Here is a 15,348-nt window from a genome sequence, read left to right on the forward strand (position 1 = left end):
CAGGATAGCCAGGGCGACTGTCGGTCGTTTGGCAGCAGCCGCTCCGGCGAAGCTTGCACCTTGCTGTGGCCGCTGCTAGCCGGGTCGCATGACCGAGATCATCGAAATCGCTAAATCCCGGATGCTTCGTTTCAGCCAGAACGGCCCGGTGTTGCGCACGCCTGCCGATGCCAATGACTTCATCAGCGAGGCATGGTCAAACGAAGCGGATTTTCTCGCCATCCCTGTGGAAAGGCTTGGCCCGGACTTTCTCAAGCTCAGCACTGGCGTTGCCGGCGAGGTGTTTCAGAAGTTCGTGAATTATGGCCTCGGCTGCGCGATCGTTGGCGACATCACACGAGCGCTCGAAAACAGCGGAGCGCTGCGTGACTTCGTGCGCGAAACGAACAAGGGCAAGTCGATCTGGTTCGTTGCGGATTTCGCCGAACTTGAAGGCAGGTTCGGGACGTCGCCTGCTGTCAGGGCTAGTCCCTGAACGGTGCGAAGGAAATGCGGTGCAGGCGAAGCGATGCGCCGTGCTCGATGATCGCCGCCCGGTGGCGGGCGGTGGCGTAGCCCATATGGACTTCGAAGCCGTAGCGATTGTCGTTTGAGCCGCAGACCGACATCATGCGGTCGCGCGTGACCTTGGCAACGATCGAGGCGGCGGCGATGGATTGCGAGCGCTGGTCGCCCTTGACCAGGGCGCGGCAGGTGCAGGCAAGACCGGGTGGCACGTCGCGGCCGTCGGCAAGGGCCGATTTGGCGGTCATGGGCAGGCCCGCCAGCGCGCGCCGCATCGCTTCTAGGCTCGCCTTGCGGATATCGCTGCGGTCGATGCTGTCGGCCGAGACGGAGGCCACGGCGACGCCAAGAGCCTTGCACAGCACCTCGTCGAACAGCGCGTCGCGCTGGGCGGCTGTGAGGCGTTTGGAATCATCAAGCCCTGAAGGGATGTTGCCGGGGTCGAGCACGACTGCCGCAGCCACGACCGGACCGGCGAGCGGCCCGCGCCCGGCTTCGTCGAGGCCGGCGCATGGCCACAGGCCACCCGATATCGCCTTCGTTTCGAAGGCGAAGTCGGGCTTGTCGATGAATTCGAAGAGGGGCGGAGAATCGGAGCGCGGGCGAGCCATAGTGCGGCGATGCTCGCATCGGCCCCGATCCTCCGCAAGTCCTCCCCGGCCGATTAGGGCGGCGGTCCGGGAAGGCACCGTCAACTGGCCACGGGGGAACGGCCGGACGGGATCTCTTGCAAGGGGCGGACGAAGGTGCCCGCCTGGATGCTCAAAGCAGCGTCAGCTGCAGCTGGTCCTTGGGGCCGGCCTCGAACAGGTCGGTCCGGAGCGGCGTGCGCACCGAATTGAGGCCGAGGCGTTGGGCCGCGATCTCGAAGCGGCGGCCGATCTGCCAGGCATAAGGACCCTTGCCCTTCATGCGCTTGCCCCACTCTGAATCGTAGTCCTTGCCGTCGCGCATCGAGCGGATCAGCGACAGCACGTGGCGATAGCTGTCGGGGTAGTGGCGCAGCAGCCAGTCCTTGAAGATCGGGCTGACTTCCAGCGGCAGGCGCAGGATGACGTAGCCGGCACTGGTGGCACCGGCGGCCTTGGCCGAGTCGAGGATGCGTTCGATCTCCTGGTCGGTGAGGCCGGGGATGATCGGCGCCACCATCACCGAGACCGGGATGCCGGCATCGGAGAGCTGCCTGATCGCTTCCAGCCGCTTGGTCGGCGTCGCTGCTCGTGGTTCCATGGTGCGCGCCAGCATGCGGTCGAGCGTTGTCACCGACAGCGCCACCTTGGCCAGGCCCTTCGCGGCCATGCGGCTGAGGATATCGATGTCACGCGTGACCATCGCCGACTTGGTGACGATGCCGACGGGATGATTGCGTGCTTCCAGCACCTCAAGCACCTCGCGCATGATGCGCCAGTGCTTCTCGATCGGCTGGTAGGGATCGGTGTTGGTGCCGATGGCGATGGTGCGCGGCTGGTAGCCGTCCTTCGACAGCTCGCGGTCGAGCAGCCGTGCCGCATCCGGCTTGGCGAACAGCTTGGATTCGAAATCGAGCCCGGCCGACAGGCCCACATAGCTGTGGGTGGGACGGGCGAAACAGTAGACGCAGCCGTGCTCGCAACCGCGATAGGGATTGATCGAGCGGTCGAAGGAGATGTCGGGCGACTCGTTGCGGGTGATGATGGTGCGCGGCTTCTCGACCTGGACCTCGGTCTTGAACGGCGGTAGCTCCTCGATAGTGCTCCAGCCGTCGTCGAAGACGTGGCGGCTGACCGGCTCGTAGCGCCCTGACGGGTTGACGCCCGCGCCACGTCCGCGCCGGCGCTCATGGTTGATGCGCAGGCCGCTTTCCTCGATCATGGCGTTGGCCATTCCGGCTCCGCCACCCTTGAAAGCGGCAATATCGGCCCGTGCTATGGGTTCCATTTCGCTATCTCCCGGAGGGAAAATGGCCGCCCGTCGATTCGTTCGGCATGAAACTATTCCTATTTTGGAAAAGAGAACAAAGCAAGAACTTTGTTGTCCGGGTGGTGAGGCTGGCGCTTCGGCCGGCTTTCCGATATGCGGCTAGATATGCTGAGCGTTCTGATCGAGACCAGGGACGACGAGGAGGGACTGGCGCGTACGCTGGCCTCGCTGGTCGGCGGTGCCGTCGAGGGTGTCGTGCGCGAAGTGATCGTTTGCAACCTCGGCTCTACCGACCAGACCCACTATGTCGCCGAGCATGCCGGCTGCGCCTATCTCGCCAAGGGGGGCATCCAGGCGGGCATCGCGCAGGCCAAGAGCGACTGGCTGCTGCTGCTCGAGCCGGGCGCGCGGCTGGCCGAGGGCTGGACCGAGGATGCGGTGCGCCACATGAGCCGGCTGACGATGGCGGCGCGCTTCACCCGTTCAAGGGCGAGCAACCGGCCATTCTGGGAACGGGTGACATCGCGGCCACGCGCGCTGGAGCAGGGGCTGGTCATCACCAGGAAGCAGGCCGCGGTTCTGGGGCGCAATGGCGCGGACGCCGAAGGCATTGCTCGCGGGCTTGCCGTGAAGACGCTCGACGCGGAAATCGTCGTCGCGCAGCGCTAGCTTCAGGCTGATTTAGCGCCGCCGCGCCTGAGGTGCTCGTCGAGGCGCGGCATGATCTCCACGAAATTGCACGGCATGTGGCGGTAATCGAGCTGCGCCTTGAGGATGCCGTCCCAGGCGTCGCGGCACGCACCTGGCGATCCGGGCAGCACGAAGACGAAGGTGGCGTTGAGCACGCCGCCGGTGGCGCGCGACTGGATCGTCGAAGTCCCGATCTTGTCGTAGGAAATTCGGTGGAACACCTCCGAGAAGCCGTCCATGCGTTTCTCGAAGATCGGCTCCAGCGCGTCAGGCGTGACGTCGCGGCCGGTGAAGCCGGTTCCGCCGGTGGTGATGATTACGTCGATCTCGGCATCGAGCGACCAGGCGGTGACGCGGTCGCGGATCTTGTCCTTGTCGTCGGTGACGATGCCGCGCGCCTTGAGCACGTGGCCGGCGTCAGTGATGCGGTCGGCAAGCGTCTGGCCCGACTTGTCGTCAGCCAGCGTGCGGGTGTCGGAGACGGTGAGCACCGCGATGCGGACAGGAACGAAGGGGCGGGGCTCACTGGCCATTGTGTTGGGCTCCTAGGTCCGGGTCGTGGTGGCGGCGCTGAACCAGCCGGGATGTGCGGCCGAGATCGCCGCTGCCGCGCGCGAGGCGGCGGCATAGGTGTCGAAAATGCCGAAGCACGTGGCACCCGATCCCGACATGCGGGTGAAAGCGGCGCCGGAGCTGCGAAGGGTGGCCAGCACCTCGGCAATCGAGGGCTCGATCGAGATCGCCGGAGGCTCGAGGTCGTTGCGGCTCATGGCCAGCCAGTCGAGCACGGTGTCGGCGCTGTCGAGTGGCGAGAGCGGCGGATTTTCACGCGATGCCAGCGCCCGGAAGACGCTCGGTGTCGCCACCGCGATGCCTGGATTGACCAGCACCATCGGCAGGCAGGGAAAATGCCTTACCGGGTCGAGCTCTTCGCCGATCCCGCGGGCGATCAGCGGATGTCCGGCCAGGCACATCGGCAGGTCGGCGCCGAGCGGCAAGGCGAGGCGGGCGAGTTCGGAGGCATCGGTCGGCAGGCGCCAGAGGCGGCTCAGGGCGCGCAAGGCGGCTGCCGCATCGCTCGAACCGCCGCCGATGCCCGAGGCAACCGGCAGGTTCTTTTCGAGCGCAATGGCGACCGGCTGGGTCGTGTGTTGGGGAAAGGCTGTACGCAGCGCGTCGCGGGCCTTGAGTACGAGGTTGCCGCCGTCGACAGGCACATCGGCGGCGAGGGGGCCATCGACGACGAAGCTGTCCTCAGCGGCTGCCGTAACGGTGATGCGGTCGCCGAGCTCGGCGAAGACGACGAGGCTTTCGAGCAGATGATAGCCGTCATGGCGCCGGCCAGTGACATGCAGCGCCAGATTGATCTTGGCCGGGGCGAGTTCGGCGAGCGGAACGCTGTTGAAGGTCACGGGCTGGGCGTCAGTCTTTCTCAAGCCGGTACTCGCCGGTCTCGGGATCCTTGACCAGCGTGCCGTTGGCGCCCGTCTGGCGCTGCTTCTCGTTGCGCCGCACCTTGGCAGTCACCCGTTCGGCCTCCTTGATGAAGGAGCGGTAGCCGACATAGGCGACCACGCCGACAAGCGCGAAAAAGATGAGCTGCGGCATTTCATTCTCCTCCCTTCGGTGCCGTTTCCGGCCAGCCGGGGCTATCCCCCGATGATAATCTGCCGTTTCGGCTTTTTCAAAGGCCGAACCGGCTCCACAATGCGCGTTCTTCCGCCGCATCCACGAGGCCGGTGGCAACGGCGCCGGCGGCTTCCGGCGTGAGGCCCAGGGCGGACGAGCCGAGGCCCAGGCGGCGGCCGAACAGGCCGCGCGGTGCCGTAATCAACTTGAGTTCGGCCTTGGCGCCATAGCGGTCCTTGAGCACCGTGCGCATATCGCCGAGCGCGTCGACGAGACCGAGTTCGAGGCCCTTCTTGCCCGACCAGAACAGGCCGGTGAACAGGTCGGGGTCGTCCTTGAGCTTGCCGCGGCGACGCTCCTTGACCATGTCGATGAAGGTCTCGTGCACTTCGAGCTGCAACTTCTTCAGCCGCTCGACGTCTTCTGGCTTTTCCGGCTGGAACGGATCGAGCGTCGCCTTGTTGGCGCCGGCGGTGTAGACGCGGCGCTCGACGCCGATCTTCTTGATCAGGTCGGTGAAGCCGAACGAGGCCGACACCACTCCGATCGAGCCGACGATGGAGGACGGATCGGCGAAAATCTCGTCACCGGCAATGGCGATCATGTAGCCACCCGATGCGGCGACGTCCTCGACGAAGACCAGCACCTTTTTGTTCTTCTCAGCGGCAAGGTCGCGGATGCGCTTGAAGATCAGGCGCGACTGCACCGGCGAGCCGCCGGGGGAATTGATCGAGATGGCGACGGCGGGCGCGTTGGAAATCGCGAAGGCTTTTTCGATCAGCCCGGCGGTCGATGCCAGCGACAATGTCGGCCGGAACTGGCTGCCGCCCGACATGATCGCGCCTTGCAGCCTGATGACGGGGATGACGATCTCGCCGCCTCGCATCGATCTCGGCAGCAGGCGGCGGAACAGGTTCTTCACGTAGTCTCTCCGGTCTCTTGTCCTGCGGGATGTATGTATTCCTGCGACAACCGCAATGCTCCGGCGTTGTTCAATCACCGAAAAGCGATGCGCGGCCGTTGCTTATGTCGTCGGCGCGTTGCGAGAACCTGTCGCCGGGATCGCGCAGGACCAGCGGCGGGCAGAGCGTCAACGGTGCGCGCGAGGCGCGAACCGCCCGCACGATGACGCGGATCGCAGCAGTGTCGGCGCGCGGATGCACCGGCACGATCTCGGCCTTGCCGAAGCGGCCGTCGAGTGCGGCGAGGATCGCTGCAAGCTGCTCCGGCCGGGCGATGATGGCGAGGCCACCACGCGGCCTGACCACGGCTGCGGCACTCCTGATCCAGCTTTCGAACAGCCCGTCCTCCATGACATGCGCCTGCCGCTTCAGCGCGTCCGGGGTCGGACGGTGATGCGCCGGATTGAAAGGCGGGTTCATGATGACGAAGTCGAGCGAGGCGTCGGCGAGACCGGCCTCGGTACGCGCCTTGCCCGAAAGGCCGACGTCGGCAACGAGCACGGCCGCGCGGTCACGCAGCGATGCATTGCCGGGATAAGCGAGCGTCGCCGCGGCGAAGCGCGCCATCTCCGTAGTGAGTTCGACAAGTTGCACCTGGGCCTGCTTGCAGCGCGCAGCCACCGCAAGACCGGCGGCACCGGCACCGGCGCCGAAATCGGCGAGTCGCCCGGAGAAGGTGCCGGGAACCGCTGCGGCCAGCATCAGTGCATCCATGCCGGCGCGGTGGCCGCTGTCGCTGGGCTGCACCAGCCAGAAGTCGCCGCGATGGAAGGCATCCACCGTGTGGGGTGGCAAGTCCAGCTGCTTTGCGGGTGGCGGCTCGGCTGTCACTTCCGGCGGATTTCGTGCTCGATGCCGGCGTCGGTCAGCAGTTGCCGCGCTTCGTCGGCATCGTCGGCGTCGATCATGATGCGGCGCGGCAGGATACCGATCGAACCGTCGAGCACGCTCATGTTCTCGTCGGCGGTGAAGCTGCCGATACCGGCGTCGCGCAGAAGCGCTTCGACGAAGGAAATGATGACGGCGTCGTTGGTGCGGATGAGTTCGATCATGTCCGGAAATTCGCAGTTTGGAGCGGCGAAGTAAACGTCACGTGTTGCACCGCGCCAATTCGCCACTTGCGGGCACGGTGCATGCCGCCTTAGAATCGCCTAAGAGCTACGCGCGCGACCACGCGCCTGTGTAATTTGGGAGTGTTGGCCTTGGGTGTCGTCCTCAACATCGAGAAGGGAAAGCGGGACGCTGCGTCGATCAAGGACCTGATCGACCTGACTTCCGCCGACATGGGTCGGGTCAACGAGCTGATCCTGTCGAAGGCCGGCTCTGACGTTGAGATGATCCCGGAGGTGGCCAACCACCTGATCTCTTCGGGCGGCAAGCGCCTGCGTCCGATGTTGACCCTGGCTGCTGCTCAGATGTTCGGCTACTCCGGCGAAAACCACGTCAGGCTCGCGACTTCGGTCGAGTTCATGCACACGGCGACGCTGCTGCATGACGACGTCGTCGACGAAAGCGACCTGCGCCGCGGCAAGAAGACGGCGCGCACAATCTGGGGCAACCAGGCGAGCGTGCTCGTCGGCGATTTCCTGCTCGGCCAGGCCTTCCGCATGATGGTCGAGGTCGGCTCGCTCGAAGCGCTCGACATCCTGTCCTCCGCAGCCTCGATCATCGCCGAGGGCGAGGTGATGCAGCTGGCCGCCGCCAAGAACCTCGAAACCACCGAAGATGAGCATTTCGCCGTCATCAAGGCAAAGACCGCTGCGCTGTTTTCGGCTGCCGCCGAAGTCGGCCCGGTGATCGCCGGAGCCTCGAAGAATGACAAGGCTGCGCTGCGCTCCTATGGCATGAATCTCGGCCTTGCCTTCCAGCTCATCGACGATGCGCTCGATTATGGCGGTTCGAGCAAGGACCTCGGCAAGAATGTCGGCGACGACTTCCGCGAGGGCAAGGTCACGCTTCCGGTGATCCTGAGCTATCGCCGCGGTACCGCTGCCGAACGCGCCTTCTGGAAGAGCGCGATCGAGGACGGCAAGACCGACGAAGCGGCGCTGGAGAAGGCTGTCGGCCTGATGGTGCGCCACGGCGCAATCGCCGACACGATCGGCCGCGCCAGCCACTTCGGCGAGATCGCCCGCGATGCGCTGGCGCCGCTCGAGCAGACGCCGCAGAAATCGGCGCTCATCGACGTCATCGATTTCTGCATCAGCCGCGTCGTTTGAGGCAGGATTTCACCTGCCGCCGGCTCGGCATTGTGAATTCGTTGAGCCGGTTGTCGGATTGTGAAGCCGGTGCGGATTGAAGCGCGACCCCAAAAAGGCCATGCTTGGCACCGACAAGCGGTTGCGACCCGGCCACCGGCTGGACGACCGTAGGACCTTGGTAGGAAGGATTTTCATGCGGCAGCGACGCGCGATCTGGCTGATGGGCCTTGCGGCCCTGGCGGGCTTCACCGCTCTTTCCCAGCCTGGATATGCCAAACAGCTCACCGAACCGGTCGAGATCAGTTCGTTTTCCGGCGCCTATCTCGCGGCACGCACCGCCGAGGCCGACGACGACCTGGACAGCGCCATCGCCTACTACAAGCGCGCCCTGGCCTTCGATCCCGAAGACGCAGCCCTGCAGCAGAGCCTGATGCTGGCGCTCATCGCGCAAGGCCGCTTCGATGAATCGCTGCCTTATGCCGAGATGCTGAAGACCGTTCCCGACGTGGAGCGCTTCTCGCGTCTGGCGCTGGCCGTCGATACCTTCCGAAAGAAGGATTATGAAGGCGCGGAGAAGTGGCTCAAGCTTGCGCTCGAGTCCGACCTCGACCGGCTGATAACCGGCGTCATGACCGCCTGGGCCAAGCAGGGCGAGGGCAAGGCCGGCGACGGGCTGCAGTTCCTCGACAAGCTCGAAGGACCTGAATGGTACGAGCTGTTCAAGACCTACCACCGCGCCATGATCGCCGAGACGGCCGGCCAGAAGGACAAGGCGGACGAGATCTATCGCGCCACCATCGATAATCTCGGCGCCGGCAGTGCGGCACCGGAAACCTGGATGCGCGCCGCCGAATCCTATGCCGGTTTCCTGGCGCGCACTGGCAAGAAGACCGAGGCGCTGGCCATCCTCGACCGCGCCGACGAGTTCGCTCCCGGCAAGCTGCCGATCGCTTCCTTGCGCGAAAAGATCACCAAGGGCGAAAAGATCAGCCCGCTGGTCGCCAACCCACAGGACGGCGCGGCCGAAATCCTGCTCAACCTGTCGACCGCGCTGAACCGTGGCGGCGGCGAGCCCTTCGTCAGGCTCTATCTGCAGTACGCGCTTGCGCTGAAGCCGGAGAGCGACGAGCTTCTTGTGCAGCTCGCGGCGATTGCCGAGCAGCAGCAGAATGGCGAAGAGGCGATCGAGCTTTACCGCCGCGTGCCGGCGTCTTCGCCGCTCAAGCGGCTGTCGGAATTGCAGCTCGGTCTCAACCTTGCCGATCTCAAGCGCCACGACGAGGCGATCAAGCATCTGAAGGCACTTGTCGACGCCAACCCGGACGACATGCGCGGCTATCTCGCGCTGGGCGGGGTCTATGCCGCGACTGACAATTACCGCGCCGCCGCCGATATCTATGACAAGGCGGTCAGCGTGCTGAAGACGCCAACCAACACCAATTGGAACGTCTTCTACCAGCGCGGCATCGCCTATGAGCGGCTGAAGGAATGGCCCAAGGCGGAACCGAACTTCCGCGAGGCGCTGAAGCTGTTCCCCAACCAGCCGCAGGTTCTGAACTATCTCGGTTATTCCTGGGTCGACATGAACATGAATCTCGAGGAAGGCCTCGGGATGATCAAGCAGGCGGCCGATCTGCGCCCGAGCGACGGCTACATCATCGATTCGCTGGGCTGGGCCTACTACCGCCTCGGCAAGTTCGACGATGCGGTGCGCGAGCTCGAGCGCGCGGTGTCGCTGAAGCCTGACGATCCGGTGCTGAACGACCATCTCGGCGATGCCTACTGGCGCGTCGGGCGCAAGCTCGAGGCGACCTTCCAGTGGAGCCATGCCCGCGACATGAAGCCGGAGCCGAAGATCCTGGCCGATGTCGAGCAGAAGCTCGCCAAGGGCTTGCCGGACCTGCCGGAGAAGCCGACCGCGCTCGAAGCGCCGGCAAAACCGATCTCGGTCCAGCCGACGGCTCCCACGCCGGACAGCCAGAAGAAGAGCGAACTGGAAACACCTGCGGTCGAGCCTGTCGCCCAGGTGATCCCCGCCGCCTACAAGGTGCAGCGCGGGCAATCGCTGTGGTCGATCGCCAACGACGTTCTCGGCAATGGCGACCGCTATCGCGAGATCCTCGATCTCAACCCGCAACTGCGTGGCGATCCCGCGCGGCTGGCACCGGGCCAGGAACTCCAGCTGCCGGGCAAGTGAGCCGCACGCTGCTTGACCCATTTCTTCGGGCAGAATAGGACGGGGCCTCTCTGGCCCCGTTTTGCTGTGGGGCTCCAATGAACGAGCTTTGCCCGTGACCAACACCATGCCCGTCCACATGCACCCCAGCCGCTCGTTCCAGGGCCTGATCCTGACGCTGCACAATTACTGGGCCGAACACGGTTGCATCATCCTGCAGCCCTACGACATGGAAGTGGGCGCGGGCACGTTCCACCCGGCAACGACGTTGCGGGCGCTTGGACCCAAGCGCTGGAACGCAGCCTATGTCCAGCCTTCGCGCCGCCCCAAGGATGGCCGCTACGGCGAAAACCCGAACCGGCTGCAGCATTATTACCAGTACCAGGTGATCCTGAAGCCGAACCCGTCCAACCTGCAGGAGCTTTATCTCGGCTCGCTCAAGGCGATCGGCATCGATCCGCTGATCCATGACATCCGCTTCGTCGAGGACGATTGGGAGAGCCCGACCCTGGGCGCCTGGGGTCTTGGCTGGGAGTGCTGGTGCGACGGCATGGAAGTGTCGCAGTTCACCTATTTCCAGCAGGTCTGCGGCATCGAATGCGCGCCTGTGGCCGGCGAACTGACCTACGGCCTCGAACGCCTGGCGATGTATGTGCAGGGCGTCGACAACGTCTACGACCTCAACTTCAACGGCCTCGAAGGCGACGACAAGGTCACCTATGGCGATGTCTTCCTGCAGGCTGAGCAGGAATATTCCCGGCACAATTTCGAGCACGCCAACACGGCGATGCTGCTCAAGCATTTCGAGGATGCCGAAGCCGAGTGCAAGGCGTTGCTCGCTGCCGGCGCGCCAGCCGAGGGCGGGAACCTGGCCCAGCACAAGATGGTGTTTCCGGCCTATGACCAGTGTATCAAGGCGAGCCACGTCTTCAACCTGCTCGATGCACGCGGCGTGATCTCGGTCACCGAACGCCAGAGCTACATCCTGCGCGTCCGCAACCTGTCCAAGGCCTGCGGCGAAGCATTCCTGCTGACGGAAGCCGGCGGTCTGGCGGCTTGACGGCTTTCGCCAACGTCATCGTCCACATCAATGGCTGGCCCGGCAGCGGCAAGCTGACGATCGCCCGGCAGCTTGCGCCGATGCTCGGCGCCAAGCTTGTCGACAACCACACGCTGATCAATCCAGCGGAGATGCTGTTTTCCCGCGGCGATCCGCTTTACCGGTCGCTGCGGGCAGCCGTGAGGGAGACGGTCTTCGATCATATCGTCCGGGCCGAGCCTGCGGCTTCGTACGTCTTCACCGACGCCCTGTCCGATGACGAATTCGATACCGCCCAGTTTGAGCACTATCGGGTGCTTGCAGAGCGAAGGCAGGCACGTCTGGTGCCGGTTGTGCTGGACTGTTCGGAGGAAGAAAACCGCCGCCGCCTCGTATCCGCCGGCCGCGCGGAACGGCACAAGCTGGTCGATGTCTCCGTGCTCGACTGGCTGAGGGCGAAGCATAGCTTGCAGCGTTTCGAACATGCGCTGGCGCTCGACGTCACCGACCTGACTGTTGATGCCGCAGCGACACGGCTTGCGCGGTTGATAAGCGAGAGCCTGAGCTAGGCGATCATGATGATGGCCAGGTTGTTCGACTGTGGGGCCTGAACCGCCTGGCCGTCCATCGTCTGCAACGCCTTGCGCACGCCGGGCATCCTGAATTCGGCCGGGGCCGCCACATGCATGGCGAGCAGGGCGCTGAGGCTGAGGATCTGGAGCAGGGCGGAGGCGGTTTTCATCGTCGTTCGGCCAATAGGTGTCTGTCTGAGCGTGGGTCGCTCCAGCGCAGCATCGGGTTCATGGAAATCTTCATCCTTAGGACGATTGTCCCGCCCGCGGTCCGACAGCTGGATGGAATTTTGCCGATCGCGCTCGGGAAGGTGACAGCGGGCGGCTGAGTTGCTATGCCGCGCGGACCATTTCCGCGTGAGCCCGTCCGATGCCCGATCTGCTTTTAGAGTTGCGTTCCGAAGAAATCCCCGCGCGCATGCAGCGCAAGGCGGCGGGCGACCTCAGGAAGATGCTGACCGACGGTCTTGTCGAGGCGGGTCTGACCTATGAGGCGGCGCGCGAATACTGGACGCCGCGCCGGCTGACGCTCGACATCAGGGGGCTGACGGCCCGCTCCAAGGACATTCACGAGGACCGCAAGGGCCCGAGCACCAAGGCGCCGGAAGCGGCGATCCAGGGTTTTCTGCGCAGCGCCGGCCTAGCCTCGATATCCGAGGCTCATGTCCACAGCGATCCCAAGAAGGGCGATTTCTACGTCGCCCATATCTCGAAGCCCGGCCGCTCGGCCGAAGAGATCATCGCCGAACTGGTGCCGGCGATCGTCAAGAGCTTCCCCTGGCCCAAGTCGATGCGCTGGGGCCCGGCCTCGGCCAAGCCGGGCAGCCTGCGCTGGGTGCGTCCGCTGCAATCGATCGTCTGCACCTTCGGACCTGAAACCGAAGAGCCCGTGGTCGTCGACTTCGAGGTCGACGGCATCCGCTCCGGCAACATCACTTATGGCCACCGCTTCCATGCGCCCGAGGCGATCACCGTGCGCCGCTTCGACGACTACGCTGCCAAGCTGGAAGCGGCCAAGGTCGTCATCGACGCCGAGCGCCGCAAGGAGATGATCTCCGCCGACGCACGCAACCTTGCCTTCGCCAACGGGCTCGAGCTCGTCGAGGACGAGGGGCTGCTGGAAGAGGTTTCCGGCCTCGTCGAATGGCCGGTGGTGCTGATGGGCACGTTTGAGGATACCTTCCTCGGCATCCCGGCCGAAGTCATCCGGCTGACCATCCGCGCCAACCAGAAGTGCTTCGTCACGCGCCCGCAGGGCAGCGAGGACGCGCTCTCCAACCATTTCATCCTGACCTCGAACATCGAGGCCAAGGATGGCGGCAAGGAGATCGCGCATGGTAATGCCAAGGTGGTGCGCGCCCGCCTTTCGGACGCGCTCTATTTCTGGAAGACGGACCAGGGCGACCTGCCTGACCTTGATACGCTGAAGCAGTCGGCCGAGGCTTTCGGCCTCGACCTGAAGAAGCCGCTCGACCAGCGCATGGCGCGCCTCGACCATCTCGGCGTGACCTTCCACGCCAAGCTAGGCACGCAGGGGCAGCGCGTCCAGCGCATCCGTGGCCTCGCCCGCGAAATCGCGCCGCTGGTCGGCGCCGAACCGAAGCTGGCCGATCGTGCTGCGGTGCTCGCCAAGGCGGACCTGCAGACGGAAGTGGTCGGCGAGTTCCCCGAACTGCAGGGCGCCATGGGGCGCAAGTATGCGCTGCTGCAGGGCGAGAGCCCGTCGGTGGCTGCCGCGCTCGAGGAGCACTATAAGCCACAGGGGCCGTCTGACCGTGTGCCCGCCGATCCGGTTTCGGTGTCGGTGGCGCTGGCCGACAAGCTCGACACGCTGGTCGGTTTCTGGACCATCGACGAAAAGCCGACGGGTTCGAAGGACCCCTATGCGCTGCGCCGTGCGGCACTTGGTATCGTCAGGATCATCCTATCGGCGCGTGGTCCGTTGCCGTTGCAGACGCTGTTCAATGCAGCGCTGCGGCAGCTCGACGAGCGCTCCATCGCCAAGAAGCTCGCCGCATTCGAGGCGAAGCAGGACGCGATCGACAGCGGCGATGTCGACGGCGAACAGGACGTCGACAATGCGCTTGCCGCCTATGAGGCAGAGCTGCGCAAGGAAACGATCGACCGTGCCGCGCCGCTCAAGGCCGACCTGATCGCCTTCTTCCATGACCGCCTCAAGGTCTATCTGCGCGAGCTCGGTGCCCGCCACGACCTGATCGACGCCGTCATCACGCCCGAGGCCGACGACCTTCTGACCATCACCCGCCGGGTCGAAGCGTTGGGTCATTTCGTCGACAGCGAGGACGGCAAGAACCTGCTCGCCGGCACCAAGCGCGCAGCCAACATCCTGGCCGCCGAGGAGAAGAAGGGGACAGCGGTTGCCGAAGCCGTCGACCCGGCACTTTTCCGCGAGGAAGCGGAGAAGGCGTTGTTCGCGCCGATGAACCAGGCCGTCAGCGAAGCTGCCCAAGCGATTCGGAACGAAGACTTTTCCGGCGCCATGCGCGCACTTAGCGTGTTGCGTGAACCTGTTGATTCATTCTTCGAGAAAGTTCTCGTCAACGACGAGGATCTGGCCGTGCGCGCCAATCGCCTGGCGCTGCTCGCGCGTATCCGCGCGGCGACCGACCAGGTCGCCGATTTCTCCAAGATCGCTGGATAGGACGGGGCGGCGCGAGCCGCCCTTTCCATTCAATCGAGCAGGCGAACCTTGACGCTCTGGCGGTAGACCTGGACCTCGATCAGCGGCTCGCCGTGGAGGATGGCGTTGCGGGTCGAGTTGTTCATCGCGCCTGGCTTGTTCAACAGCTGCTCGAAGCGTACGCGCTTGGCTTTGGTGGTGAACCAGCCATCGATGTCGTCTTCCTCGTCGGTCTGGATGTGCTGGTGCACATTGGCGCGGTCCTGCCGCACGACCTGGGCGGCGCTGTCGAGGGCATAGCCGTCGCTGGCCTGATGATCCTTCTCGGAGATCCGCGCGACATAGGTGCCGAGGAGCTGATCGGCCTGTGCTACGCCGGTTCCAACGATGAGCGCAGCGAAAAGGCCCGCTGCGACGGTGCGCATTGTTTTCATGGATCAAGACCTTGCCCAGATTTGCCGATGTGTTGCCGCGACGGTGCACAACGGCGGCGTGACGGTCAAGCCAGCCTATTCGGTTTCGACAGGTGCGCTGGCCGGGTCGATCGCGGCTCCGTCGGGTGCGACAGGCAAGGGCGCCTGATCGCCGGTCGCTGCTTGCTGGGCGGGTGCGGCTTCAGCCGCGACAGGCGTGGCAGCCGACGGCTCCGGCGATGCGCTGCCAACCTCGCCGCCGCGAATGACCATCAGTTCAGGTCCCATCTCGTGGTTCGTGCTCGCTGGTTTGGTTTCGATGGCCGCGACTTTGCCGGTGTCGACCGAAGGAGCGCCGAGCGCGACGATGGACCTGGTGGCCGATTTCGGGGCGTCGACGTTGACCGATGACGGGCTTACCGCAGTGGCTTCGACAATGACGATCGAAGATGCGTGAGCCAATCCGGCCACGGCGATGCCGGCAACAAGAAATGCAGCAAACAGACGCATTTGACCCCCAGAGTTGAAATCAACCTTGAGGCGCAATGTATCTGATGGGCGGTTGCAGCCCGATTTCGAAGATGTCGCGCATTTTAGGCAATGGTTGAAATCTTGCGGGCGG

Annotated in this window: 18 protein-coding genes; 7 read left to right on the forward strand and 11 right to left on the reverse strand. The window is 64.7% G+C overall.

All coding sequences use genetic code 11. The features are described from left to right. Window positions 1-88: 88 nt before the first annotated feature. Window positions 89-475, forward strand: coding sequence for a DUF4180 domain-containing protein (locus ACSQ3E_RS06555; RefSeq protein WP_436122074.1), 387 nt, complete (start codon window positions 89-91; stop codon window positions 473-475). On the opposite strand, the gene ACSQ3E_RS06560 is transcribed toward ACSQ3E_RS06555, so the two are convergent. Both ACSQ3E_RS06560 and ACSQ3E_RS06565 read right to left on the reverse strand, forming a co-directional pair. After that, window positions 465-1,115 carry a ribonuclease HII gene (locus ACSQ3E_RS06560; RefSeq protein ID WP_436122075.1) on the reverse strand — a complete coding sequence of 217 codons (651 nt, stop codon included), beginning with the start codon at window positions 1,113-1,115 and terminating at the stop codon, window positions 465-467. The two genes, ACSQ3E_RS06555 and ACSQ3E_RS06560, sit on opposite strands and share 11 nt — an antisense overlap. Before the next feature lie 151 nt (window positions 1,116-1,266). Then, window positions 1,267-2,421, reverse strand: coding sequence for a PA0069 family radical SAM protein (locus tag ACSQ3E_RS06565; RefSeq protein ID WP_436122076.1), 1,155 nt, complete (start codon window positions 2,419-2,421; stop codon window positions 1,267-1,269). Between the two features lie 147 nt (window positions 2,422-2,568). Here ACSQ3E_RS06565 and ACSQ3E_RS06570 point away from each other — a divergent pair, with 147 nt between their 5' ends. Beyond that, on the forward strand, window positions 2,569-3,072 hold the full coding sequence (locus ACSQ3E_RS06570; protein ID WP_436122077.1) for a glycosyltransferase: 504 nt from the start codon (window positions 2,569-2,571) through the stop codon (window positions 3,070-3,072). Between the two features lie 2 nt (window positions 3,073-3,074). On the opposite strand, the gene moaB is transcribed toward ACSQ3E_RS06570, so the two are convergent. The 6 genes from moaB to ACSQ3E_RS06600 all read right to left on the reverse strand — a co-directional run bounded on the left by moaB (window position 3,075) and on the right by ACSQ3E_RS06600 (window position 6,736). Beyond that, entirely contained in the window at window positions 3,075-3,626 is a 552-nt protein-coding gene (moaB, locus tag ACSQ3E_RS06575; protein ID WP_436122078.1) for a molybdenum cofactor biosynthesis protein B, read from the reverse strand. 12 nt (window positions 3,627-3,638) lie between these two features. Further along, window positions 3,639-4,529 carry a 4-(cytidine 5'-diphospho)-2-C-methyl-D-erythritol kinase gene (locus tag ACSQ3E_RS06580; protein ID WP_436122079.1) on the reverse strand — a complete coding sequence of 297 codons (891 nt, stop codon included), beginning with the start codon at window positions 4,527-4,529 and terminating at the stop codon, window positions 3,639-3,641. Beyond that, window positions 4,516-4,701 (reverse strand): NfeD family protein, encoded by a 186-nt coding sequence (locus ACSQ3E_RS06585; protein WP_436122080.1) that lies wholly within the window; start codon window positions 4,699-4,701, stop codon window positions 4,516-4,518. Before ACSQ3E_RS06585 ends, ACSQ3E_RS06580 begins: the two co-directional genes overlap by 14 nt. Window positions 4,702-4,777: 76 nt before the next feature. Continuing rightward, window positions 4,778-5,644, reverse strand: coding sequence for a S49 family peptidase (locus ACSQ3E_RS06590; protein ID WP_436122081.1), 867 nt, complete (start codon window positions 5,642-5,644; stop codon window positions 4,778-4,780). Between the two features lie 70 nt (window positions 5,645-5,714). Further along, the gene (locus ACSQ3E_RS06595; RefSeq protein WP_436122482.1) at window positions 5,715-6,485 is read right to left on the reverse strand and encodes a tRNA1(Val) (adenine(37)-N6)-methyltransferase; all 771 of its coding nucleotides are present in this window, start codon (window positions 6,483-6,485) and stop codon (window positions 5,715-5,717) included. A gap of 26 nt (window positions 6,486-6,511) precedes the next feature. Then, window positions 6,512-6,736, reverse strand: a complete 225-nt coding sequence (locus tag ACSQ3E_RS06600; RefSeq protein ID WP_067964652.1) for a putative signal transducing protein — start codon at window positions 6,734-6,736, stop codon at window positions 6,512-6,514. A 150-nt stretch (window positions 6,737-6,886) separates the two neighbouring features. Here ACSQ3E_RS06600 and ACSQ3E_RS06605 point away from each other — a divergent pair, with 150 nt between their 5' ends. The 4 genes from ACSQ3E_RS06605 to ACSQ3E_RS06620 all read left to right on the forward strand — a co-directional run bounded on the left by ACSQ3E_RS06605 (window position 6,887) and on the right by ACSQ3E_RS06620 (window position 11,669). Further along, window positions 6,887-7,903 (forward strand): polyprenyl synthetase family protein, encoded by a 1,017-nt coding sequence (locus ACSQ3E_RS06605; protein WP_310323066.1) that lies wholly within the window; start codon window positions 6,887-6,889, stop codon window positions 7,901-7,903. 175 nt (window positions 7,904-8,078) lie between these two features. Then, window positions 8,079-10,082: a tetratricopeptide repeat protein gene (locus tag ACSQ3E_RS06610; protein ID WP_436122082.1), complete on the forward strand. Its 2,004-nt coding sequence runs from the start codon at window positions 8,079-8,081 to the stop codon at window positions 10,080-10,082. A 106-nt stretch (window positions 10,083-10,188) separates the two neighbouring features. After that, window positions 10,189-11,121: a glycine--tRNA ligase subunit alpha gene (locus ACSQ3E_RS06615; protein ID WP_436122483.1), complete on the forward strand. Its 933-nt coding sequence runs from the start codon at window positions 10,189-10,191 to the stop codon at window positions 11,119-11,121. Further along, window positions 11,118-11,669, forward strand: coding sequence for an AAA family ATPase (locus ACSQ3E_RS06620; protein WP_436122083.1), 552 nt, complete (start codon window positions 11,118-11,120; stop codon window positions 11,667-11,669). Before ACSQ3E_RS06615 ends, ACSQ3E_RS06620 begins: the two co-directional genes overlap by 4 nt. On the opposite strand, the gene ACSQ3E_RS06625 is transcribed toward ACSQ3E_RS06620, so the two are convergent. Then, complete coding sequence (locus ACSQ3E_RS06625; protein ID WP_436122084.1) at window positions 11,666-11,842, reverse strand: hypothetical protein; 177 nt, start codon at window positions 11,840-11,842, stop codon at window positions 11,666-11,668. The genes ACSQ3E_RS06620 and ACSQ3E_RS06625 overlap by 4 nt on opposite strands. A gap of 200 nt (window positions 11,843-12,042) precedes the next feature. Here ACSQ3E_RS06625 and glyS point away from each other — a divergent pair, with 200 nt between their 5' ends. Continuing rightward, complete coding sequence (gene glyS, locus ACSQ3E_RS06630) at window positions 12,043-14,334, forward strand: glycine--tRNA ligase subunit beta (protein WP_436122085.1); 2,292 nt, start codon at window positions 12,043-12,045, stop codon at window positions 14,332-14,334. Between the two features lie 29 nt (window positions 14,335-14,363). Here glyS and ACSQ3E_RS06635 read toward each other — a convergent pair whose 3' ends face one another. Both ACSQ3E_RS06635 and ACSQ3E_RS06640 read right to left on the reverse strand, forming a co-directional pair. Then, a complete protein-coding gene (locus ACSQ3E_RS06635; RefSeq protein WP_436122086.1) occupies window positions 14,364-14,747 on the reverse strand; it encodes a hypothetical protein in 384 nt (127 codons plus the stop codon). Window positions 14,748-14,822: 75 nt separating this feature from the next. After that, window positions 14,823-15,236, reverse strand: a complete 414-nt coding sequence (locus ACSQ3E_RS06640; RefSeq protein WP_436122087.1) for a hypothetical protein — start codon at window positions 15,234-15,236, stop codon at window positions 14,823-14,825. Between the last annotated feature and the right edge of the window lie 112 nt (window positions 15,237-15,348).

The sequence above is a fragment of the Aminobacter sp. LjRoot7 genome, assembly GCF_964252895.1.
In the GTDB taxonomy this organism is placed as follows: domain Bacteria; phylum Pseudomonadota; class Alphaproteobacteria; order Rhizobiales; family Rhizobiaceae; genus Aminobacter; species Aminobacter aminovorans_B.

What these genes read in the sequence shown, in the direction of transcription:
- ACSQ3E_RS06555 (WP_436122074.1), top strand. Translation starts at nt 89, where the DNA reads ATGACCGAGATCATCGAAATCGCTAAATCCCGGATGCTTCGTTTCAGC.
- ACSQ3E_RS06625 (WP_436122084.1), bottom strand. Translation starts at nt 11,842, where the DNA reads ATGAAAACCGCCTCCGCCCTGCTCCAGATCCTCAGCCTCAGCGCCCTG.
- ACSQ3E_RS06570 (WP_436122077.1), top strand. Translation starts at nt 2,569, where the DNA reads ATGCTGAGCGTTCTGATCGAGACCAGGGACGACGAGGAGGGACTGGCG.
- ACSQ3E_RS06565 (WP_436122076.1), bottom strand. Translation starts at nt 2,421, where the DNA reads ATGGAACCCATAGCACGGGCCGATATTGCCGCTTTCAAGGGTGGCGGA.
- ACSQ3E_RS06585 (WP_436122080.1), bottom strand. Translation starts at nt 4,701, where the DNA reads ATGCCGCAGCTCATCTTTTTCGCGCTTGTCGGCGTGGTCGCCTATGTC.
- ACSQ3E_RS06600 (WP_067964652.1), bottom strand. Translation starts at nt 6,736, where the DNA reads ATGATCGAACTCATCCGCACCAACGACGCCGTCATCATTTCCTTCGTC.
- ACSQ3E_RS06560 (WP_436122075.1), bottom strand. Translation starts at nt 1,115, where the DNA reads ATGGCTCGCCCGCGCTCCGATTCTCCGCCCCTCTTCGAATTCATCGAC.
- moaB (WP_436122078.1), bottom strand. Translation starts at nt 3,626, where the DNA reads ATGGCCAGTGAGCCCCGCCCCTTCGTTCCTGTCCGCATCGCGGTGCTC.
- ACSQ3E_RS06635 (WP_436122086.1), bottom strand. Translation starts at nt 14,747, where the DNA reads ATGAAAACAATGCGCACCGTCGCAGCGGGCCTTTTCGCTGCGCTCATC.
- ACSQ3E_RS06610 (WP_436122082.1), top strand. Translation starts at nt 8,079, where the DNA reads ATGCGGCAGCGACGCGCGATCTGGCTGATGGGCCTTGCGGCCCTGGCG.
- ACSQ3E_RS06640 (WP_436122087.1), bottom strand. Translation starts at nt 15,236, where the DNA reads ATGCGTCTGTTTGCTGCATTTCTTGTTGCCGGCATCGCCGTGGCCGGA.
- ACSQ3E_RS06615 (WP_436122483.1), top strand. Translation starts at nt 10,189, where the DNA reads ATGCCCGTCCACATGCACCCCAGCCGCTCGTTCCAGGGCCTGATCCTG.
- glyS (WP_436122085.1), top strand. Translation starts at nt 12,043, where the DNA reads ATGCCCGATCTGCTTTTAGAGTTGCGTTCCGAAGAAATCCCCGCGCGC.